Origin of the sequence: Leifsonia araucanica (genome assembly GCF_051161895.1) — a bacterium.
Lineage (GTDB): Bacteria > Actinomycetota > Actinomycetes > Actinomycetales > Microbacteriaceae > Leifsonia.
On sequence record NZ_JBMBTW010000002.1, the window covers coordinates 325,559 to 346,919 of the forward strand.

The 21,361-nt window shown below is 70.7% G+C and carries 13 protein-coding genes; 8 read left to right on the plus strand and 5 right to left on the minus strand.

Annotated features, from left to right (window positions below):
- The first annotated feature begins 28 nt into the window (after positions 1–28).
- Together ACN6M5_RS01550 and ACN6M5_RS01555 are read left to right on the plus strand one after the other, a co-directional pair.
- Positions 29–3,145, plus strand: a complete 3,117-nt coding sequence (locus ACN6M5_RS01550) for an ATP-dependent helicase (RefSeq protein WP_434948273.1) — start codon at positions 29–31, stop codon at positions 3,143–3,145.
- Between the two features lie 13 nt (positions 3,146–3,158).
- The gene (locus ACN6M5_RS01555; RefSeq protein ID WP_434948274.1) at positions 3,159–6,485 is read left to right on the plus strand and encodes an ATP-dependent helicase; all 3,327 of its coding nucleotides are present in this window, start codon (positions 3,159–3,161) and stop codon (positions 6,483–6,485) included.
- Here the strand turns inward: ACN6M5_RS01555 and ACN6M5_RS01560 are convergent.
- On the minus strand, positions 6,422–7,498 hold the full coding sequence (locus ACN6M5_RS01560; protein ID WP_085369440.1) for a phosphotransferase: 1,077 nt from the start codon (positions 7,496–7,498) through the stop codon (positions 6,422–6,424). The two genes, ACN6M5_RS01555 and ACN6M5_RS01560, sit on opposite strands and share 64 nt — an antisense overlap.
- A 60-nt stretch (positions 7,499–7,558) precedes the next feature.
- On the opposite strand from ACN6M5_RS01560, the gene nudC reads away from it, so the two are divergent.
- Both nudC and ACN6M5_RS01570 read left to right on the plus strand, forming a co-directional pair.
- Complete coding sequence (gene nudC, locus ACN6M5_RS01565; RefSeq protein WP_434948275.1) at positions 7,559–8,566, plus strand: NAD(+) diphosphatase; 1,008 nt, start codon at positions 7,559–7,561, stop codon at positions 8,564–8,566.
- Positions 8,567–8,579: 13 nt separating this feature from the next.
- Positions 8,580–10,340 (plus strand): ATP-dependent helicase, encoded by a 1,761-nt coding sequence (locus ACN6M5_RS01570; protein ID WP_434948276.1) that lies wholly within the window; start codon positions 8,580–8,582, stop codon positions 10,338–10,340.
- Between the two features lie 3 nt (positions 10,341–10,343).
- Here the strand turns inward: ACN6M5_RS01570 and ACN6M5_RS01575 are convergent, their stop codons facing one another.
- From ACN6M5_RS01575 to ACN6M5_RS01585, 3 genes are all read right to left on the minus strand, one after another.
- Positions 10,344–11,150, minus strand: a complete 807-nt coding sequence (locus ACN6M5_RS01575; protein ID WP_434948277.1) for a hypothetical protein — start codon at positions 11,148–11,150, stop codon at positions 10,344–10,346.
- 70 nt (positions 11,151–11,220) lie between these two features.
- Positions 11,221–12,255: an acyltransferase family protein gene (locus ACN6M5_RS01580; protein WP_434948278.1), complete on the minus strand. Its 1,035-nt coding sequence runs from the start codon at positions 12,253–12,255 to the stop codon at positions 11,221–11,223.
- Between the two features lie 239 nt (positions 12,256–12,494).
- On the minus strand, positions 12,495–13,838 hold the full coding sequence (locus tag ACN6M5_RS01585; protein WP_434948279.1) for a zinc-dependent metalloprotease: 1,344 nt from the start codon (positions 13,836–13,838) through the stop codon (positions 12,495–12,497).
- Between the two features lie 161 nt (positions 13,839–13,999).
- Here ACN6M5_RS01585 and ACN6M5_RS01590 point away from each other — a divergent pair, with 161 nt between their 5' ends.
- The 4 genes from ACN6M5_RS01590 to ACN6M5_RS01605 all read left to right on the plus strand — a co-directional run bounded on the left by ACN6M5_RS01590 (position 14,000) and on the right by ACN6M5_RS01605 (position 20,138).
- On the plus strand, positions 14,000–15,142 hold the full coding sequence (locus ACN6M5_RS01590; RefSeq protein ID WP_434948280.1) for a YlbL family protein: 1,143 nt from the start codon (positions 14,000–14,002) through the stop codon (positions 15,140–15,142).
- 130 nt (positions 15,143–15,272) lie between these two features.
- Positions 15,273–18,218, plus strand: a complete 2,946-nt coding sequence (locus ACN6M5_RS01595) for a UPF0182 family membrane protein (RefSeq protein ID WP_434948281.1) — start codon at positions 15,273–15,275, stop codon at positions 18,216–18,218.
- A 199-nt stretch (positions 18,219–18,417) separates the two neighbouring features.
- Positions 18,418–19,614, plus strand: a complete 1,197-nt coding sequence (locus tag ACN6M5_RS01600; RefSeq protein ID WP_434948282.1) for an ROK family transcriptional regulator — start codon at positions 18,418–18,420, stop codon at positions 19,612–19,614.
- Positions 19,614–20,138 (plus strand): hypothetical protein, encoded by a 525-nt coding sequence (locus ACN6M5_RS01605; RefSeq protein ID WP_434948283.1) that lies wholly within the window; start codon positions 19,614–19,616, stop codon positions 20,136–20,138. The genes ACN6M5_RS01600 and ACN6M5_RS01605 overlap by 1 nt, the downstream gene beginning before the upstream one ends.
- Here ACN6M5_RS01605 and ACN6M5_RS01610 read toward each other — a convergent pair.
- Positions 20,135–21,274 (minus strand): ROK family transcriptional regulator, encoded by a 1,140-nt coding sequence (locus tag ACN6M5_RS01610; RefSeq protein ID WP_168689162.1) that lies wholly within the window; start codon positions 21,272–21,274, stop codon positions 20,135–20,137. The two genes, ACN6M5_RS01605 and ACN6M5_RS01610, sit on opposite strands and share 4 nt — an antisense overlap.
- Positions 21,275–21,361 lie beyond the last annotated feature (87 nt).

Sequence of the window (21,361 nt, forward strand, 5' to 3'; positions counted from 1 at the left end):
GTCGGCGGACGCCGGTAGCGTTTCAGGCATGACGATCCGAGGTTTCCGACCGCCGCCTTCCGCGGAGCAGACGGCGGCCGACCTCGCACTCGACGACACGCAGGCGGCCGTCCTCGCGCTGCCGGACGGCGCATCCGGTGCCGTCATCGGCGCGCCGGGCACCGGCAAGACCACCGCGCTGGTCGAGGCGCTCGCCGAGCGGGTGCTGCAGCGCGGCTACGGCACGGGGGAGGTGCTCGCGATCAGCGCATCCCGGTCGGCGGCCACCCGGCTGCGCGACAGGCTCGCGCTGCGGATCGGCGTCCCGACCAACGGCCCGCTGGCGAGGACGGCGACGTCGCTCGCGTTCCAGCTCGCGGGGGAGCGCGCCAGGGCGGCGGCACTGGAGCCGCCCCGCCTGCTCACCGGCGGCGAACAGGACCAGATCATCGCCGAGCTGATCGACGGCCATCTCGAAGACGGCACGGGACCGGCCTGGCCGGAGCCGCTGGTCGCCGACGTGCGCACCCTCCGCGGCTTCCGCACCGAGCTGCGCGAGCTGATGGCGCGCTGCGTCGAACTCGGCGTCACACCCAGCAGGCTCTCCGAGCTGGGCGCGATCACGGGGCACGACGAGTGGAGGGCCGCCGCGCGTTTCATCGCGGAGTACCAACGCGTGGTGGACAGCTATCGCGGCACCTTCGTCGACTCGTCGGAGCTGATCGCCGAGGCCGTGTCCGTCGTGCGCGGCGGCAGCTCGCTCGACCGGCTGAGGGCGATCTTCGTCGACGACCTGCAGGAAGCGACGCTCGCCGCCGTCTCCCTGCTGCGCGCCTTCGCCGCCCGCGGCGTGGCGATCGTGGCGTTCGGCGATCCGGATGTGGCGTCCACCACGTTCCGCGGGGCGGAGGCGACGGCCATCGGCCAGCTGGAGGCGCGGCTCGGCGTCCCCGTCACGCGCTTCGTCCTCGGCACGGCGCACCGCCAGACGCCGGCGCTCCGCGACCTCACGACGCGCGTCACCGAGCGCATCGGCACGGCGGCGGCCGGCGTCCAGCGCCTCGCAGCAGCAGGCCGGGATGCGCCGCCGTCCGGCCAGGAGGTCGTGCGCATCGAGGCGTCGTCCGCCCCGGCAGAGGCGGCGCGGCTGGCGCGCAGGCTGCGGGAGCAGCACCTGATGAACGGTGTGCCGTGGAACAGGATGGCCGTCGTCGTCCGCTCCGGCGCGCACGTGCCTGGCCTCGCCAGGTCGCTCGCGGTCGCCGAGGTGCCGACCAGGACCAGCGTCGCAGGGCGCGCTCTGCGCGACGACTTCGCCGCCCGGCAGCTGATCACGGTCGTCGGCGTGGAGCTCGGCGCCGTCGAGCTCGACCCTCCCGTGGTCTCCGACCTGCTTCTCGGGCCGTTCGGCGGCCTCGACGGCATCAGCCTGCGCCGCCTGCGGCTGGCCCTCCGCCAGGAGGAGCTGGCCGGCGACGGCAACCGCTCGGCCGACGACCTCCTCGTGGAGGCGCTGAGCGCGCCCGGCCGGTTCTCCACCATCGACTCCGCCCCGGCACGCCGCGCATCCCGGCTCGCTGAAACCATCGCGGCCGGACGCGAGAAGGCGCAGAACGGCGCCACTATCGAGGAACTGCTCTGGCACGCCTGGGAGCGCAGCGGGCTCGCCAAGCGCTGGCTGGAGCAGTCGGAGCGCAGCGGCATCGTCGCCGACGAGGCCAACCGCCACCTCGACGGCGTCGTCGCGCTCTTCACCGCCGCCAGGCGGTTCGTCGAGCGCTATCCGGAACGTCCCGCGTCCGACTTCGTCGTCGAACTGCTCGGCGCAGAGGTCCCGGAAGACACCCTCGCCGCGCAGACGGCGGGGGAGGCCGTGCTGGTCTGCACCCCGAGCGCCACCATCGGCGCCGAGTTCGACATCGTCGCCGTCGCAGGCCTGCAGGAGAGCGTCTGGCCCAACCTGCGCCTCCGCGGCTCCCTGCTGCACCCCCAGGCGCTCGCGGACGCACTCGCCGGAACCACATCGGACACAGTGGACGAACGCGCCCAGGTGCTCGGCGACGAGCTCCGCATGTTCGCGCTCGCGGTGTCCAGGGCGCGCACGCAGGTCATCCTCACGGCCACCGCCAACGACGACGAGCAGCCGTCCCCGTTCCTCCGGCTCGCCGGCGATCTGGCCTACGACGACACGGACGACTCCGTGCATCCACTGTCGCTGCGCGGGATGGTCGGGCGGCTGAGGCGGCGGCTGGTCACCACCGGCGCCCCGGATGCGGCCGACGCCCTCGCGCGTCTCGCTGCCGCGGAGGTGGAGGGCGCGAGCCCGGACGACTGGTACGGCCTGATCGCGCCGTCGACCGAGGAGCCGCTGGTCGACCTCGACGATCCGGATGCGGTGGTCAGGGTCTCCCCGTCGCGCCTGGAGACCTTCGAGAAGTCGCCGCTCGCCTGGTTCGTCGACGCGATGGCGTCCTCGCCGAGCGGCCTCGCCGCCGGGATCGGCACCGTCGTGCACGCGGTGATGGAGCAGGTCAGCACCGAGCCGGACGGCGACCTCAGCGTCGAACGCGTCTGGCGCGGCGTCGAGGAACGCTGGAACGAGCTGCAGTTCGAGTCCCCGTGGCTCGAGGAGAAGGAGCGCAGGCGCACCAGGAAGCTCGCAGAGGGCGTCTCCGAGTACCTGCGCGACTTCGAGCGGGCGGGAGGGGCGCTGCTCGGCTCGGAGGGCGCGTTCGAGCTCTCCGTCGGCCGCGCGCTGATCCGCGGCACCATCGACCGCGTCGAACGCACTCCGGAGGGAACAATCGTCATCGTCGACCTCAAGACAGGCAACACCGTGCCGAGCGCCGCGCAGGTGGCCGGGCACGCCCAGCTCGGCGCGTACCAGCTCGCCCTGGAACACGGGGCAGTGGATGCGGCGGAGGGCGCCCCGTCCGGCGGCGCGAAGCTGCTCTACGTGAGCAAGGGCGTGCGCGGAAAGAGCTACAGGGAGGTGGCCCAGGAGCGGGTCGACGGCGACGGGCTCGACCGACTGAAGGCCAGGGTCGAGCAGGCAGCGGCCGGGATGGCGGGCAGCACGTTCGCCGGAGTGGTCGACCTCGGAGACAGGGACCCGCACGCGAAGTACGAGTACCGCATCCACCTCGTTCCGGCGGTCAGCGCATGATCGGGGGGCGCCCATGATCGAGGAGAACGGCGACGGCCTGCTGGAGTGGGGAGCGGACGAGGCGACGCTCGACTTCGTGGAGCAGGCGTTCACGCTCGCGCACGAGGAGCATCCCCGACCCGTGCGCAGGATCAGTGCGGTCGAGATCGCGGAGGCGCTGGGGCTGCCCACCCCCACGCTGCAGCAGCAGGCCGTGATCGAGGCGCCGCTCGAACCGGCGATCGTCGTGGCCGGCGCAGGCAGCGGCAAGACGGAGACGATGGCCAACCGGGTGGTCTGGCTGCTCGCCAACGGGCACGTCAGGGTGCCGGAGATCCTCGGCCTCACCTTCACCCGCAAGGCGGCCGGTGAGTTGGCGATCCGCATCAGGAAGCGCATCGAGCAGCTGGTGGCGTCCGGGCTGACCGACATCGAGTTCGACCCGTTCGACGCGCCGGAGGTGGCGACGTACAACGCGTTCGCCAACGCGATCTTCCGCGAAAACGCGCTGCTGATCGGGCGAGAGCCGGAGTCCGCCGTGCTCAGCGAGGCGTCGGCGTGGCAGGTCGCCCGCCGCCTCGTGGTGACGAGCACCGACGACCGGCTGGTCGAGCTCGAGAAGAGCGTCGACACCGTCACTTCGGCCGTCATCTCGCTCAGCCGCGCGCTCAGCGAGAACGTGGTCGAGGCTGCGGACGTGCTGCGGATGACCGAGCGGTTCCAGACCATCGCCGACCTGCCCACCGGCAGCGGGAGGGTCAAGGAGCTGTACGCCTCCGTGCGCGCGGCCATCCAGGTGGTCGGTGCGCTCCCTCCGCTGCTCGACCTCGCGGAGCAGTTCGCGGCGGAGAAGGTGCGCCGCGGCTTCGTCGAATACTCCGACCAGGTCGCGCTCGCGCTGCGCGTCAGCGAGCGCGTTCCGTCCGTCGCAGACGACTACCGGTCCCGCTACCGGGTGGTGCTGCTCGACGAGTACCAGGACACCTCCGTGGTGCAGACCCGCCTGCTCTCGGGCCTGTTCGGCGGGCAGGCCGTCATGGCGGTCGGCGACCCGCACCAGTCCATCTACGGCTGGCGAGGGGCGAGCGCCGCCAACCTCGGCCGGTTCTCGCTCGACTTCACCGGCACCCGCGACGGCGCCGCCGAGTACGCGCTCAGCACCAGCTGGCGCAACCCCACGAGCGTGCTCGACGCCGCCAACGCGCTGGTCGCCCCGCTGACCGCGAGCTCGCCCGTCCACGTCGAGCAGCTGCAGCCGAGGCCCGGCGCGGAGAAGGGCGAGCTGCTCGCCGTCTTCGAGCAGACCGTCGCCGACGAGGCGGAAGCGGTCGCCGCGTGGCTGGGCGCTCGCCTGGCCACCCGGGATGCGCGCGGTGCCGTGCCGAGCGCCGCCATGCTCTGCCGGTCGCTCAAGAAGATCGACGTCTTCACCGCGGCGCTTTCGCGGAGGAACATCCCGTATCACGTGCTCGGGCTCGGCGGCCTGCTGGAGCAGCCGGTGATCGCCGACCTGGTGAGCGCCATGCGCGTCATGCACGACCCGACGGCCGGCTCCGAGCTGATCCGGCTGCTCACCGGAGCGCGCTGGCGGATCGGGCCGAAGGACATCCAGGCGCTGCGGAACGTCGCATCCTGGCTCGCAGCGCGCGACCACCGGTTCCAGGAGCTCGATCCCGAGGTGCGCAGGCGCCTGCGGCAGTCGGTGGCGGGCGACGAGTCCGCGTCCCTCGTCGACGCCCTCGACTTCGTGGTCGAGGCGAAGGACGGGCACTCCCAGCTGGCCGGGTTCAGCGAGGCCGGCCTGCACAGGATGCGCGAGGCCGGCCGCCAGCTCGACCATCTGCGATCCAGGGTCGGTCTCGACCTGCTCGACCTGGTGACGCTGGTGCAGCAGGAACTGCTGCTCGACATCGAGGTGGCCGCGAACGAGACAGCCCAGCTCGGCCAGGCGAGCCTCGACGCGTTCGCCGAGCAGGTCTCCTCCTATCTGGCCAGCGACGATCAGGCCACGCTCGGCTCGTTCCTCGCCTGGCTGGCCGAGGCGGAGCGCAGAGACAACCTCGCGCCGCGCAGCGAGGAGCCGGAGCCCGGCACGGTGCAGATCCTGACCATCCACGGGTCGAAGGGCCTCGAATGGGATGTGGTCGCCGTGCCGCGGATGGTCGACGGCGAACTGCCGGGCGGGCCGCAGAGCAAGCGCGGCTGGTTCGAGTTCGGCGCTCTGCCGTACGAGTTCCGCGGAGACTCCACCGAGCTGCCCGTGCTGGCCTGGCGCACGGCGGAGACGCAGAAGGACATCGACGAGTCGATGACCGCGTTCGAGGAGGAGATCGTCGCGCGGCACGCCGCAGAGCAGCGGAGGCTCGTCTACGTCGCCGTCACCCGGGCGAAGGAGCACCTGCTGCTCTCCGGGTCGTACTGGTCGACGCAGAAGAAGCCGCGCGGACCTGGCGCGTACCTGCTCGAGCTGCAGGCCGCCGGTCTGCTTCCGGACGACGCGTTCCCGGAGTGCGCTGAGCCGGACGAGAACCCGTTCGCGCTCGACGCGCAGACGGTGACGTGGCCGCTCGACCCGCTCGGCGTGCGGCACGACAGGGTGCACGCCGCCGCAGCGGCCGTCAGGAACGCGCTAGAGCGCGGGCCAGGCGACGGAGGAATCTACGCCGCCGACCTCGACCTGCTGCTCGCCGAGCGTGCCCGCCGCCTCGACGACGCCGGCCTGGTCGAGCTGCCGACGCGCATCCCCGCCTCGCGGTTCAAGGACTACGTCACCGATCCCGGGTCCGTCGCGGCAGCCCTCCGCCGCCCGATGCCCGAGCGCCCGTACCGGCAGACCCGTCTCGGCACCCTGTTCCACGGCTGGGTGGAGCAGCGATACGGCACGGTGGCGGGAGCTGCAGACGTCATCGACGCCGCGGCATACGAACTGGACGACCCGGCAGGGGAGCAGCTCGAGGCCGAGCAGCTGGCCGAGCTGCAGCGCACCTTCGCGGCGAGCGAGTGGGCGGGCCGCCGCCCGGACGAGGTGGAGATCGAGATCCACGTCACGCTCGCCGGGCAGGTGGTGGTCTGCAAACTGGATGCGGTCTACCCGGCGGACGACGGCGTGCACAGCCATCAGATCGTCGACTGGAAGACCGGCAAGGCGCCGCGCGACGCCGCCGACCTCGAACGCAAGCAGCTCCAGCTCGCCCTCTACCGGCTGGCGTACGCGCAGTACGCCGGCGTCGACCCGGAGAAGATCGACGCCGTCTTCTACTTCGTGGCCGACGACGAGGTCATCCGGCCTGAGCGGCTCTACTCCGCGGAGGAGTTGCGGTCGCTCTGGTCCTCCTCGACGGGCTTCATCCCGCCGGCGTGACCGTAGGCATCCGAGCTGCGGTCGCCCGGCGTGCGGTCGAGCATCGCCTCGACGTCGTCGATCGCGAGGATCGGTCCCGTCGCGGTCGACAGCGGGGTGACCGCATTGCTGTGCACCCGGTCGACCAGGCCGTCGAGCATCTGCACGGCGTCGTCGACGATGCTCTGGTCGCGCACCTCGCGGCCGTGCAGCAGCCAGCGGGCGACCTCGAGCTCCGCGTACAGCATCGCGCGCTGCGTGAACTGGCGGTCGGTGGCGACCTGGCGCGTCGAGGCGTATGCGCCGAGCGCGCCCTCCGTCGCCTCCGGGTTCATCGCGAGAAGCCAGTGCAGGTCACGTGCAGGGTCGCCGACGCGCAGCGCCGACCAGCCGAGCACGGCGAGCACGGTCTCGTCCTCCACCAGGAACGAGTCGGCGGTGAGGGCCCCGTTGACCACGGTGGGCTGGAACTGCCAGAGCGACTGGTCGGCCGACGCATCGCGCCAGCGGTCGCGGAGCGCACTGGGCAGCAGACCGGTGGATGCGGCGGACTCGATCAGGGCCGTGGTGGACGTGTGGCACTCCGCGGCGCTCAGCACCGGGAGTCCCGCCTCGCCGACGAAGTTGGTCGGGAGCGTGTGGATGGCCGCGATGGCGTGCCCGATCGATCCGGCCAGGCCGTCGCCGGGCGGGATGTCGTCGACGTCGATGTGGTGGCCGGGCAGGAAGTCGTAGACGATCGCGCGCGTGCCGCCGACGGGAGCCTGGCCGAGATAGGTCGGCACGTCGAACGGGAGGCGGCTGCGGATGCCGGTGGTCAGCGCGCGCAGGGCGACCAGGTCGGCGCTCTGCTCGGTCTCCGCCGCCTGCGACGTGGGAACCCGGATGACCGACGTTCCGCCGTCCCGCCCGCTGAGCAGCGCGGAGTCGAACTCGCCCGCGCCCCCGAGTGTGTAGCTGCGGGCACCGGAGACCTCGAGCCCCGGCACGGCCGAAGTGGCCAGCGCGGCTAGAGTGAGATGGGATCTGGCCATGCGCCAAGGTTAATTGGACTTCCCCGCGTGAGCCGTTCGCCACGCCCCGAAAGGACCTCGATGTCGCCCATCCCATTCGATTCGCTGCCGCTCTCGCGTCACGCCGTCGACCGCGATCATGTCTCCCGGTCGCGTCCAGCGCTGTTCGACGAGCTCTGGGAGGAGCCGTCGACGCGCGTGCTCGCGCTCTGGAAGGGCAGGGCGCTGCTTACGGCGGACAGCGTGGAGGCGGCGACGCCCGCCGCGGACGGCTGGGGCGCATCCGGTGCCGGCGCTGCCGCGCTCGAGCTGCTTCCCGTCGAACGGGTGACCTCGGCACTGGTCAGGGTCTACCTGGGACGCACGCTCGTCGCGAGCGACGCGGAGCCCGCCGGCACGGCCGTCGTGCTCGAAGTGCTGACCGACGCCGCCGCGCAGGAGCTCGAACCGGATGAGGCCCGCTGGGGGAACCTGCGCACCGTCGCCACCGCGCTCACCGACCGTGACGCCGGGCTGTTCACCGAGGCGCTCGCGATCGCCAACTGGCACGCCTCCCACACCCACTGCCCGCGCTGCGGCACGCCGACCGTCGTGGAGCAGGCCGGCTGGGTGCGCCGCTGCTTCGAGGACGGCTCCGAGGTGTTCCCGCGCACTGACCCCGCCGTGATCGTGACCGTGCTGGATGCGGACGACCGGCTGCTGCTCGGATCGAACGCGATGTGGGAGAACTCGCGATACTCGCTGCTGGCCGGTTTCGTCGAGCCGGGGGAGTCGTTCGAGTCCGCCGTGCAGCGTGAGATCTTCGAGGAGGCGGGCATTCGGGTGGTCGACCCGCAGTACAAGGGGTCGCAGCCGTGGCCGTTCCCCGCATCGGTGATGGTCGGCTTCACGGCCCGGCTGGCCGACGACCAGGCGCCGTCCGGGCTCGCACCGGACGGGGAGGAGATCCTCGACCTGCGCTGGTTCAGCCGCACCGAGCTGTGGGAGGCGCGCGAGCAGGTCATCCTGCCCGGCCGGTCCTCGATCGCCCGCGCCCTGATCGAAGACTGGTACGGCGGATCGTTGGACGAGGCTCCGGTGGCGCGGTGACCGGGGCGGCACGGTGAATCCGGACAGTCTGCTCGACGGGCTGGATGCGCAGCAGAGGGTCGCCGCCGAGGCGCTGCTCGGGCCGGTCTGCATCCTGGCCGGTGCTGGAACGGGCAAGACGCGCGCGATCACGCATCGCATCGCGTACGGCGTGGCCTCCGGTGCGTACGCGCCGAACCGCGTGATGGCGCTCACCTTCACCAACCGTGCGGCTGCCGAACTGCGCGGGAGGCTGCGCCAGCTGGGCGCGGGCGGTGTCGCGGCGCGCACCTTCCACGCCGCTGCGCTGTCCCAGCTGAACTTCTTCTGGCCGCAGGTGGTCGGCGGCCAGCTGCCGAGCGTGCTCGACGGCAAGGGCAGGGTGCTCGGCCAGGCGGCAGAGCGCCTGAAACTGCGTGTCGACACGGCGACCCTGCGCGACGTGGCCGCCGAGGTGGAGTGGCGCAAGGTGTCCGGACTCAGCATCGAGCAGTACGCCTCCGCCGTCGCGGACCGCACCGTGCCGGGCACCCTCACCGCCGAGCAGCTGGTGCTGATGCTGCAGACGTACGAAGACCTCAAAGACGAGCGGAAGCAGATCGACTTCGAGGACGTGCTGCTCGTCTGCGCGGGGATGATCGAGATCGAGCCGGCCGTGGCGATGCAGGTGCGCGAGCAGTACCGCTTCTTCGTGGTGGACGAATACCAGGACGTCTCCCCGCTGCAGCAACAGCTCCTCGATCTGTGGCTCGGCGGCAGACGCGACGTCTGCGTCGTCGGCGACGCCAGCCAGACGATCTATTCGTTCGCCGGGGCGCGCAGCGCGTACCTGCTCGACTTCGAGCGGACGCATCCGGGGGCGACGGTGGTGCGGCTGGAGCAGAACTACCGCTCGACGCCCGCCGTGGTGGATGCGGCGAACCGGCTCATGCGCGGCCGTGCGGGCGCGCTGACGCTGCACTCGGCGGCAGCGGTGGTGGCGACGCCGGGCGAGGCGGCTACGGGTGCGGCCACGCCGGGTGCGGCCGACTCCGCTGCGCCGGGCATCCCGTCGCCGACGGCGTACGAGAGCGACCGGGACGAGGCCCGCGCCGTCGCCCAGAAGATCGCCGCAGAGCTCGCGGCGGGGGCGAAGCCGGAGGACATCGCGATCCTCTACCGGGTGAACGTGCAGGCCGCCGCCATCGAGCAGGCGCTCGGCGATCTCGGCATCAGCTACCAGATCCGCGGCTCGAAGCGCTTCTTCGACCTGCCGGAGGTGCGCCAGGCGATCATGTCGCTCCGCGCAGCCAGCGTCGCGGTCGGCGACGAACCGCTCTTCAAGTCGGTCAGCGACGTGCTGCGCTCGCTGGGCTGGAGCCAGGAGCCGCCGGAGACACGGGGCGCCGTGCGCGACCGCTGGGAGTCGCTGAACGCCATCATGGGCCTGGTCGACACGATGCCGCCCGGCACGTCGTTCCGTCGCTTCACCGACGAACTGCTCACCCGACAGGCCGGCCAGCACGAGCCGACCCTGTCCGCCGTGACCCTGGCGACCCTTCACTCGGCGAAGGGCCTGGAGTGGGAGTCGGTCTACCTCGTCGGCCTGAGCGAGGGGCTCGTGCCGATCAGCTACGCGAAGAGCTTCGAGCAGATCGACGAGGAACGCCGCCTGCTCTACGTCGGCATCACCCGGGCGCGCAGCAACCTGCAGCTCAGCTGGTCGCAGTCGGGCCAGTACGCCGGTCGCTCCTCGGTGCGCCAGCCGTCGCGGTTCCTCGCCGAGATGGCCCCGCACGTGCCCGTCAGTCGCTGAGCGTCACGCGGGGTCGGCCGGCAACCCCAGGCACCCGCATCCCGGATGCGCGGCCCAGTCCGTCTCCTCTCTCGCGCCGGTGCCGTAGTCGACCGCCACGCTCGACCGGCTGAGTGCGCGGCCGCCACGCAGCCGGTCGAGCACCGCGAAACCGGCCACGCCGGAGGCGGCGGCCGCGACGAGCGGCGTCTCGCGCCGCGCATCCCGGGTGTACAGCTGCGTGGCCATCGCGGGCCAGGCCGGATCGGCGTCCGTGATCCGCAGGTCCACGCAGCCGAGGCACGGTCCAGCGCCCGGGTCGACGAAAGGCCCGACGCGCACCCGCTCGTCGCCGAACACGATGGCCAGGTGCGGCACGTCCCTGCGCAGCCAGCGGCGATGCCGCTCCGGCTCGACCGCGAACGAGCCGACCACGACGGCGGCCGCTGCCGTGTCGACGGCAGGGTCGTCCCAGGTCAGGCCGCTGCGCGCATCCACCCCGGCCTCGCCGAGCGCCTCGATCAGTCGGGCGGCGGTCTGGCCCGCGCCGTCGATCACGACGACGGGGCGCTCGCCCTCCGCCTCCGGCGGCGGCGCCAGCACGGGTGCGAGACGCTCCAGCAGCCGCGTGGGAGCCCCGGCGTCCGCGCGCGCCCTCCTCGCCACCATCTGCAGCCCGGACATCGTCACCCCGGCGTCGAGCGCCACGAGCATCCGCTCGTCCGCGTTGCTCAGGTCGTCCAGCGTCAGCACCGCCGTGTCCACTCCGAACTGCAGGGTACTGGGCGACCGCCAGACCCGGTGGATGCGGGGATCGAGTGCGTAGACCATCCCGGCATCATCCCGCAGCCGGCCGGGCAGCGCGGGAGTTATCCACAAGCCGGAGGCGCCGTCCACACGCTCAGCGGGCGTGCGCACCGTGCTTCCTCGTCGCCCACCGCTTCCGCAGCCCGTTGAGCCCGCGCGTCGTCGGCCGCTCGACGATCAGGTAGCACACGCACGACGCGACAACGGCGACGCCGAGCGCCAGTGTCACGCTCACCCAGCCGAACCGCGCCCCGGTCAGCCCGACGATGGCGAGTGCCGCGGGAACGGCAGGCGCGATCAGGGGATGCGTCAGGTACAGCGAGTACGACGCGTCGCCCAGCCAGGTCAGCCAGCGCGGGATGAACGGGGAGATGCGGTCCTCGAACAGGACGGCGACGAGCAGGATGCCCACGATCGCCACCCAGGTGATCACGCTCACCGCGTTGCCCGAGGCGTACGGGCCGACGAACTCGATGAGCGTCCAGAGCGCGACGATCCACGCACCCCACAGCAGGGCCGAACGTGTGTTGCGCCGGATCGTCCAGCGGGCCAGCACCATCCCGGCGAGGAAGAACAGCACGATCGGGTCGAAATAGAACGCCCAGGCCGGCCAATCCGGTCCGCGCAGGATGTTCCCCAGAGACACGAGCGAGAGCACGATGCCGCAGAACCGGATCGGGTCGACGCGCAGCGCGATGGCGACGCTGACCAGCAGGTAGAACGCCATTTCGAAGATCAGTGTCCAGCCGACGGCGAACAGCGGCTGCACGTCGCCGTCGATGTTGCGCGACGGCAGGAACGCGTAGGAGAGCACGGTCGTGTCCCACCGGAGCGCCGCGTGGAGCACGAGCGACGGCACGGCGACCAGCGTGATGAGCTTGATCGTGGTCACGATCCAGTAGAGCGGGGCGATCCGGATCACGCGGCGCAGCGCGAAGTCCGCCCAGTCGCGGCCGCCGCGGCCGTCAGCCGTGAGAAGCATCACGAAGCCGCTGATGCCGAAGAACAGCATGACGCCGAGCCCGCCCTCGTACCAGACGCGCATCGACGGGTCGAGCCGTTCGGAGGTGTAGTACGTGGCGTGCGCGAGGACGACGAGGGCAGCGGCGACGAAGCGGAGTGCCTGCAAGCCTCGGTAGGTCTTGCGCGGCCGCTCCGCTGGGGAAGCTGGCGGGCGGAAGGTGCTGCGACGGGGACGGGATTCGAGAGACGTGCGCGTTAGATCAAACATATCAACAAAACATTACAAGTTTGAATGCGGCTGATTATCTAAAACACCTGTGTGCTCTCCTTCGAACGAAAAAAGCGCCGCGCCCCGAAGGGCACGGCGCTGAATCCGGCAGGCCGGCGAGCTCGCAGACCGGCGGCCTATTCCTCCGTCGGTCGCTCCGTGTCGCCGCGGAGCAGGTCTTCGAGGGCCTGGTCGACCGCGTCGCGCTCCGGCTCCTGGCCGTTCGCGGTGGCGGTGAGCCTGGCGACGATCGCCGACGGGTCGTCGAGGTCGCTGGACTGGGGGAGCAGGTCGGGGTGCGACCACAGGTCGTCCCTGGCCTCCTGGCCGACGGCGTCGGTGACGGCCTGCCACATCGCGGCGGCGTCGCGCAGCCTGCGGGGGCGCAGTTCGAGGCCGACGAGCGTCGCGAACGCCGACTCGGCCGGGCCACCGGATGCGCGGCGCCTGCGGACCATCTCCGCGATGGCGTCCGCCTTCGGCAGCAGCCGGGTGGCGTTGGCGGTGACCACATCCACCCAGCCTTCGACGAGCGCGAGCACCGTCTCCAGGCGGGCGAGCGCCTCCTGCTGCTCCTCGGTCTTCGGCGGGATCAGCGCGCCGCTGACCATCGCCTCGCGCAGCTCTTCCGGGTTGGAGGGGTCGAAGCCCTCCGCCAGTTCTTCGAGCCGGTCGGTGTCGATGGTGATGCCCTTGGCGAAGGCCGTGATCTGGGTGATCAGCTGCAGCCGCAGCCACTTGGCGTGGCGGAACAGGCGGGCGTGGGCGAGCTCGCGCACCGCGAGGTAGAGCTGCACCTGGTCGGCCGGGATGTCGAGGCCGTCGCCGAACTCGGCGACGTTCTGGGGGAGCAGGGCCGCCTGGCCGTCGGCGAGCAGCGGGATGCCGATGTCACCGCCGGAGACGACCTCCTTGGCGAGCTGGCCGACCACCTGGCCGAGCTGCATCGCGAAGAGGGCTCCTCCGACGCTGCGCATGATCTGCCCGGCGTTGGCGAGCATCCCCTGCATCTCTTCCGGCGCCTGCTCGGTGAGCACGCGGGTGAGCGCGTCGGAGATGCTGAGGGCGACGGGCTCCGCGAGCTGCGTCCAGAGCGGCATCGTCTGCCTCGCCCATTCCGCGCGGCCGATCAGCTGGGGCGGGCTGGTGAGCTCGGACACCGTGGTGACCTGGTCGAGCCAGAGGGCGGCGACGTTGAACGCCTGGTCGAGCGTCGCGCGCTCGGCCGGGGTGACGGAGTGGGCGCCCTCGGACGCGAGCGTGCGGGCCTGCTCGAGCGAGAGGTCCCAGTTGATGCCGCCGTCGGTGTTTCGCATCGCGTTCTGCAGCTGGCCGATCAGGGCCTGGATGCTCGCTGGATCGCTCGGCAGTCCTGCGGCCCCTGCCAGCTGGCTCGGGTCGATGGACGCGTTTCCGGAGAGCATCTCGCGCAGCAGGCGGGCCAGCTCGTCGTCCGGTTCCTTGTTGGGATCGTCGGCCATCGTTACGCCTCTTTCGTGTGGTCCGGCTTTCAGGCTTGGAATCTACGCTAGACCGTGTACGACGGCGCCGGGTGAGAATTGGCCTAGGCTCGGGCTCTGGATGTGCGCCCGTGGCGAACAGACGAGCGACCAGCCGATGCACCACACGAAAGGGACAGTGCGTGAGCCTCTTCAGCGACGACGAACTGCAGCCGCCTGCGGAGGAGAGCACCACCAGGGTCGCCCCTCCCCGGCGGGTGATCGCGGGATGGATCGCCGTCGGCGTCGCCTTCGCGCTGACCCTCGTGCTCGCGGTCGCGCCGGCGCCGTTCGTGATCGAGCAGCCCGGTCCCGTCTTCAACACGCTCGGGAAGGACCAGCCGGTCGGGTCGAAGGAGAGCGACAAGGCGAAGCCGCTGATCAGCATCCCGTCGCAGAAGACGTACCCGACGGCCGGCTCCCTCGACCTGCTGACCGTCTCCGTCGTCGGCAACCCGGACCAGCGGCCCAGCTGGTTCGACATCATCTCCGCCTGGTTCCAGCCGAGCAAGGCCGTGCTGCCGGTGGACGTCGTCTTCCCGCCCGGCACCACCACCGAGCAGTCCAACGCGGAGAACGCCGCCCTGATGGTCAACTCGCAGCAGGATGCGGTGGCCGCCGCCCTCAACCACCTCGGCTACGACTTCCCGGAGGCCGTCGCGGTCAAGCAGGTCATCAAGGGGACACCGGCAGCCGGCGTGCTGAAGGTGGACGACGAGATCACCAGCGTGAACGGCGAGCCGGTGCCCGGCGTCGCGACCCTGCGCGAACTGATCGACAAGAACGGCACGGACAAGGCGGCCGAGGTCGGCATCATCCGCGGAGGCGCGGCATCCACGGTGTCGATCACGCCCGTGAAGTCGGGCGCGCAGACGGTCCTCGGCATCGGAGCAGGAATGGACTACACCTTCCCGTTCGACGTGAAGATCCAGCTCGACAACGTGGGAGGGCCGAGCGCCGGCCAGATGTTCGCGCTCGGGATCATGGACCAGCTCACCCCTGGATACCTCAACGGCGGCAAGAAGGTCGCGGGCACCGGCACGATCGACAACGAGGGCAACATCGGCCCGATCGGCGGCATCCGGCAGAAGATGTACGCAGCGAGGGACACCGGGGGAGCCACGTACTTCCTGGCGCCCGCGACGAACTGCAACGAGGTCACCGGACACATCCCGTCGGGGCTGCACGTCTTCGCGGTGAAGACGCTGGACGACTCGCTCGCCGCACTGAAGGCGATCAGCTCGGGAGGCAGCACCTCCGGCCTGGCCACCTGCCCTGCTTCATAGCGCTTACATAGGCTTCGCCCAGCGCCCGCCGCGAGCTTCGCCGCAGGCGTATTCGATACGGCGTTCTCCAAGCGACGGACGCCTAGGATGGATTTCTGACCTTGCCACGCGAGAGCAATGAGGGCCATTCGTGAGTTCAACAGCAGCAGTCCGACCACCTGGGCGCCGTCGCGCGGCCATCTGGATCACCCTGGGGGTGATCGTCGCTCTGGTGATCGCCTTCTTCGTCTTCGCCGGACTGTACGCGGACATCCTGTGGTACCAGCAGGTCGGTTTCCTCAACGTCCTCACCACACAGTGGTTCGGCGCGATCACGATGTTCTTCATCGGGTTCCTCGGCATGGCCGTGCCCCTGTGGCTCGCCATCCAGCTCGCATACCGGCTGCGACCGGTCTACGCCAAGCTGAACTCGCAGCTCGACCGCTACCAGCAGGTCGTCGAGCCGCTGCGCCGCCTCGCGATGTACGGCATCCCGATCGTCTTCGGCATCTTCGCCGGCGTCTCGGCGGGCAGCCGCTGGCAGACCGCCGCCATGTGGCTGAACGGCACGGCGTACGGCAAGACCGACCCGCTGTTCCACCTCGACATCGGCTTCTACCTGTTCGCGCTGCCGTTCTACCGCGGCGCCGTCGGGTTCGCATCGGCCGTGGTGCTCATCGCACTGCTGGCAACGCTCGCCACCTGCTACCTCTACGGTTCGCTGCGGGTGAGCGGGCGCGAGGTGCGCATCTCGAAGGCCGCGCGCATCCAGATCTCGGTCATCTCGGCGCTCTACCTGCTGCTGCAGGGTGTGAGCATCTGGCTGGACCGGTACGCGACCGTCACGGACTCCAACGTCAACGACATGATCAACGGTGCCGCGTACACCGACGTGAACGCCACCATCCCCGCCCGCGCGGTGCTCGCCGGTGCGGCGGTCTTCGTGGCGCTGCTCTTCGTGCTGACGGCCTTCATCGGCCGCTGGCGCTTCCCGATCGTCGGAACCGCGCTGCTCATCGTCGCAGCCCTCATCGCCGGTGCGATCTACCCCTGGGTGATCCAGCGCTTCCAGGTCGAGCCGAGCCAGAAGACGCTCGAGACGCCGTTCGTGCAGAACGGCATCGACGCCACCCGGGATGCGTACGGCCTCAGCGACATCGACGTCATCCCCTACAACGCCACGACGGACGTCGAGCAGGGCCAGCTGCGCCAGGACGCGCAGACCACGGCGCAGATCCGCATCATCGACCCTGCCGTCGTCAGTCCGTCGTTCCGCCAGCTGGAGCAGTTCCGCCAGTACTACGCGTTCCCGAACAACCTCGCCGTCGACCGTTACGACATCGGCGGCAAGGAACAGGATGCGGTGGTCGCGGTCCGCGAGCTGCAGCAGTCCGGCCTGACGAGCGCCCGCAACTGGTACAACGACACCATCGTCTACACGCACGGCTACGGCCTCGTGGCCGCGTACGGCAACAAGCGCTCCGTCGACGGCCAGCCCGTGTTCCTGGAGTCGGGCATCCCGAGCCAGGGGTCGCTCGGCACGTACGAGCCGCGCATCTACTTCGGCCAGCAGTCGCCGACGTACTCGATCGTCGGCGGTCCGAAGGGCGGCAAGAACGTCGAGCTCGACTACCCCGGCGGCAAGGGTGACGCGCAACAGACGTACACGACGTTCAGCGGGGAGGGCGGCCCGAAGCTCGACAACATCTTCAAGCGGCTGGTCTACGCGCTCAAGTTCCAGGACGAGCAGATCGTGCTGTCCGACGCGGTCAACAACGACTCGCAGATCCTCTACGACCGCGACCCGGTCAAGCGCGTGCAGAAGGTGGCGCCGTACCTGACGCTCGACTCGCAGGCGTACCCGACGGTCGTGGACGGCCGGGTCAAGTGGGTCATCGACGGATACACCACGAGCGACCAGTACCCGTACTCGCACGTCGGCAGCCTGAGCGACGCCATCGCGGACACCGAGACGCCGAAGCCGGCATACGCCTTCGACGACATCAACTACATCCGCAACTCGGTCAAGGCCACGGTCGACGCCTACGACGGCTCCGTCACGCTCTACGCCTGGGACGCCAAGGACCCCATCCTGAAGACGTGGGAGAAGATCTACCCCGCCACGGTCAAGCCGATGAGCGACATGAGCTCGCAGCTCCTCAGCCACGTGCGCTACCCGGCGGACATGTTCAAGGTGCAGCGCTCGGTGCTCGGTCAGTACCACGTGACCGACGCGGGATCGTTCTACTCGCGGGAGGACGCGTGGACGACGCCGAACGACCCCGTGTCGTCGCCGACCGATCCCACGCTGCAGCCGCCGTACTACCTGACGATGCAGATGCCCGGTCAGAAGGCGCCGTCGTTCTCGCTGTACACCACCTTCATACCCCAGGCATCCAGCGAGTCGAGCAGGTCGGTGCTGAAGGGCTACCTGGCCGTCGACTCCGATGCGGGCTCGACGAAGGGCAAGGTCTCCTCGGCCTACGGCAAGTTGAGACTCTTGACCCTGCCATCGAGCGACACGGTGCCAGGGCCTGGACAGGTGCAGAACACGTTCAACTCCGACCCGACGGTCTCCGCGCAGCTCAACCTGCTCAGACAGGGCAAGACCGACGTGATCAACGGCAACCTGCTGACCCTGCCGGTGGGTGGCGGTCTGCTCTATGTGCAGCCGGTCTACGTCAAGTCCACGGGCGAGACGAGCTACCCGCTGCTGCAGAAGGTGCTGGTGGCGTTCGGCGACAAGATCGCGTTCGAGGACACCCTCGACCAAGCGCTCGACGCGCTATTCGGCGGTGACTCCGGCGCGACCGCCGGCGACAACAACGTGCCGCAGACCGGGGGAGGCACCGGAGGAACGGGCGGTACAGGAGGCACCGGAGGAACGGGCGGCTCCCAGACCGGCTCAGGCGGCTCGGGCTCGGCGCAGAACAACCCGGCTCTGCAGCAGGCGCTCGCACAGGCGAAGCAGGCTCTCGCCGACCGTGAGACGGCGCTGAAGGCGGGCAACTGGGCAGAGTACGGCCAGGCCGACCAGCGCCTCCAGCAGGCGCTGCAGGACGCACTCGCGGCAGAGGGCACCAGCTCCTCCAAGTAGCGGGCGGACTCCGACGGGCGGGGCGTGCATCCACGGGATGCACGCCCCGCCCCTTTTTCGTGTGCTCGGTCCTGTATGTTCAGCCGCCGTACAAAGTGTCGCGGGCGGGGACGCGCGCGAGTGGCGGATTTCCGCGACGCGCCACCGCGAGGCCAGGAAACGCTTGCGAAAACTTTGATTGTCGACTTTACTAACAAACATGCTGGTCGACGAAGGACGGCGCTCCACCGCGAGCGAGCACAGCACGATCCCGCAGGATCGCGGCATGGTTCCCGGGCGTGCGCTGCGCCCGCGCGGCAAGGTGCTCCCCGAGCACGCCCGCAATCACAACCGCTCCCTGGTGTTGCAGACGCTGTATCGCGCCGGCCAGGTGAGCAGGGCGGACATCGCGAGGGAGACCGGCCTCACCAGGGTCACCATCTCCGACCTCGTCGGCGACCTGATCGCCGAGGGCCTGGTCATCGAGCTCGGTCAGCGGGACGACGCGCGACCGGGCAAGCCGGCCGTGCTCCTCGACATGAACAGGGCGGCGACGCAGATCGTCGGCGTCGACCTCAGCGAGCACTCCGCCTTCCGCGGCGCGGTGCTCGACATCGACGGCACGATCCTGGCGACCGCGGAGGTCGCTCTCGCCGGCAGCCACGGCGAGGAGGCCGTGGCCAAGGTACTTGGGCTCGTGGACAGGCTGGTCGGGATGACGACGGCGCCCATCCTGGGAATCGGCATCGGCTCGCCCGGCATCGTCGACCCGTCCGGCACGGTCGTTGCCGCCCCGAATCTCGGCTGGACGGACCAGCCGCTGCAGCGCCGGATCGAAGAGCGCACCGGTCTGCCGGTGTTCGTGACGAACGACGCGAACGTCGCGGTGCTCGCCGAGCACGGCTTCGGCGGCGCGCACGGGGACATGATGCTCATCAAGGTGGGCCACGGCGTCGGCTCCGGGCTGCTCGTCGCCGGTGCTCTGGTGCTCGGCAGCAGGTTCGCCGCCGGTGAGATCGGCCAGGTGATGGTCGGCACGGACGACGGCGCGGAGGCGGAGTACGACAGGGAGAAATGCCTGGAGGCCTGGCTCGCCGTGCCCCGGCTGGAATCGCGCGTCGCGGCCGCGGCGATCGCCGGAGAGCCCGTCCATCAGGTGCTGCGGGTGGCCGGCCAGCGGCTCGGCGTGGCGCTCGCACCGATCGTCGGCGCACTGAACCTGTCCGAGGTCGTTCTCAGCGGCCCGGAGGAACTGCTCGACGGCGCGCTGATCGATGCGGTGGGGGAGACCCTGCGCAACCGCACGATGGCCGGCTTCCACTCGGACGCCACGCTCCGCATGACGAGTCAGGGCCGGGACATCGTGGTGCGCGGCTGTGTGGTCATGGTGATGTCGGCGCAGCTCGGGGTGTCCTGATGTCCCTGGTGCTCGACCGTCCGGCGACCTCGGAGGTGATCGCCCGGTCGTTCGCGTTCGCGCCGGCAGCTCAGGATGCGCTTCCCGCCTTCCGTGGGCGCTGCACGGTGGTGCGGCTGGCCACCGTCGACAACGAGCTGCTCGGCGTGCCGCGCTGGTCGACCCTCGCCGAGGCGTGGGCGGAACCGGACTCGCCGTCCGGGCGGCAGTGGGCCGCCAACCCGGTGGTGTCCGTCGCGGAGGGTGACGACCCGCATCTGGTGCTGGCGACGCAGGCTCCGGTGGTGATCGTCGGCGTCGACAACGAGCGGAGCGCGTGGGTGCGCGCCGTGGTCGACGCGGTGCGCGCATCCTGCCGGTCGGTGCTGGTGGTGGATCTCGGGCACAGGCTGACCGGTCACGCCTATGCGGACATCGCGACGTTCGGGTTCGACAGAGCGCGCGGGGGAGCGCTGCTCGATCTGCTGACCGGCGCGCACGAGCACGCACACGAGCACCGGGCGGAGCGGGACGGCGCGGCCTAGAGCGCCCAGCTGACCCCGAGGGTCGACTGCATGGCGTGCTGTGCCGCGCCGCGGAAGGGCTGTTCGAGCGCGACCTTCGCGTAGCGGAAGCTGAGCGGCATGGCCGCACGGACCGGGTGCCGCGCCGCCTCTGCGCGCAGGTGGCCGATGAACTCCTCGCCGAGCTTGGGCGCCGTACCGCCCAGCACGACGTTCGGCACATCCAGTGCTGCCCCGACGAGCAGCAGCGACCGGGCGAGCACGCGCGCGCCGAACGCGATGCGCTCCCTGGATTCCGGCGTCGCGGCGAGTCCGGCCACATCCACGGATTCCAGGTCGGTTCCGTGCGGGAGGCCGAGCAGGGCAGTGACGGAGACGACCTCTTCGAGGCAGCCGCGGTTGCCGCACGGGCAGAGCGGCGCATCCTGGCCGAACAGCACGGGCACGTGGCCGATCTCGCCTGCACGGTGGGCGGCACCGGCGAGCACGCTGCCGTCGACGATGAACGCAGCGCCGACGCCGGTGCTCAGCGACACGACCATCTGGTTGGCGCCGAACTGGTCGGAGCTCGAATAGTCGGCGAGGGCTTCGGCGTCGGCGTCGTTGACCAGGTGCACGGGGGCGTCGACGATGCCCAGGAGCGCGGCGCCGAGGTCGACGTCCGTCCAGCCGAGCTGCACGGACTCCCGGATGAGCGGGCCGTCCGCGATGCCGGGCACCTGCACGCCGACGGCGACGATGGCCGCGGTGGTGGATGCGGCGAGCCTGCGCACGACGGACTGAACGTCCTCGATGGCGCCGGGCGCAGACGGGCGCTGCGACACGGTGGTCAGCTCGGCCCCGAGCAGGTTGACGACCGCGCCGCGCACGAGACCCGGCTGCACGATCACCGACAGCAGCACGTGTCGTTCCTGATCCACCTGCAGCGTCGTCGCGCGCTTGCCGCCCGTGCTCTCGGCGCGCTGCCCTTCGAGGACGAGGCCGTCGGAGATCAGCCCGGAGAGGAGGGAGGACACGGTGGCGGAGGTGAGGCCGGTGCGCCGGGCGATCCCGGCGCGCGTCGCCGTGCCCCCACCGGAGAGGACGAGCTGCAGGGCGCTCCGGACGTTGCGCTCACGGATGGCGGCCTGCGTCGCCGTGCTGTGATCGTCTGCCACTGTCTTCCGCTCCTCGGTGCGCATTTCCTCGGTGTGCATTCCCTCGGTGCGCGTTGCTCCCCGCTGACGACCATAGCGAATCGGGCT

Excerpts from the sequence above, each read along its gene's own strand:
- ACN6M5_RS01550 (WP_434948273.1), top strand. The coding sequence starts at position 29 with ATGACGATCCGAGGTTTCCGACCGCCGCCTTCCGCGGAGCAGACGGCG.
- ACN6M5_RS01555 (WP_434948274.1), top strand. The coding sequence starts at position 3,159 with ATGATCGAGGAGAACGGCGACGGCCTGCTGGAGTGGGGAGCGGACGAG.
- ACN6M5_RS01560 (WP_085369440.1), bottom strand. The coding sequence starts at position 7,498 with ATGGCCAGATCCCATCTCACTCTAGCCGCGCTGGCCACTTCGGCCGTG.
- nudC (WP_434948275.1), top strand. The coding sequence starts at position 7,559 with ATGTCGCCCATCCCATTCGATTCGCTGCCGCTCTCGCGTCACGCCGTC.
- ACN6M5_RS01575 (WP_434948277.1), bottom strand. The coding sequence starts at position 11,150 with ATGGTCTACGCACTCGATCCCCGCATCCACCGGGTCTGGCGGTCGCCC.
- ACN6M5_RS01585 (WP_434948279.1), bottom strand. The coding sequence starts at position 13,838 with ATGGCCGACGATCCCAACAAGGAACCGGACGACGAGCTGGCCCGCCTG.
- ACN6M5_RS01600 (WP_434948282.1), top strand. The coding sequence starts at position 18,418 with ATGCTGGTCGACGAAGGACGGCGCTCCACCGCGAGCGAGCACAGCACG.
- ACN6M5_RS01605 (WP_434948283.1), top strand. The coding sequence starts at position 19,614 with ATGTCCCTGGTGCTCGACCGTCCGGCGACCTCGGAGGTGATCGCCCGG.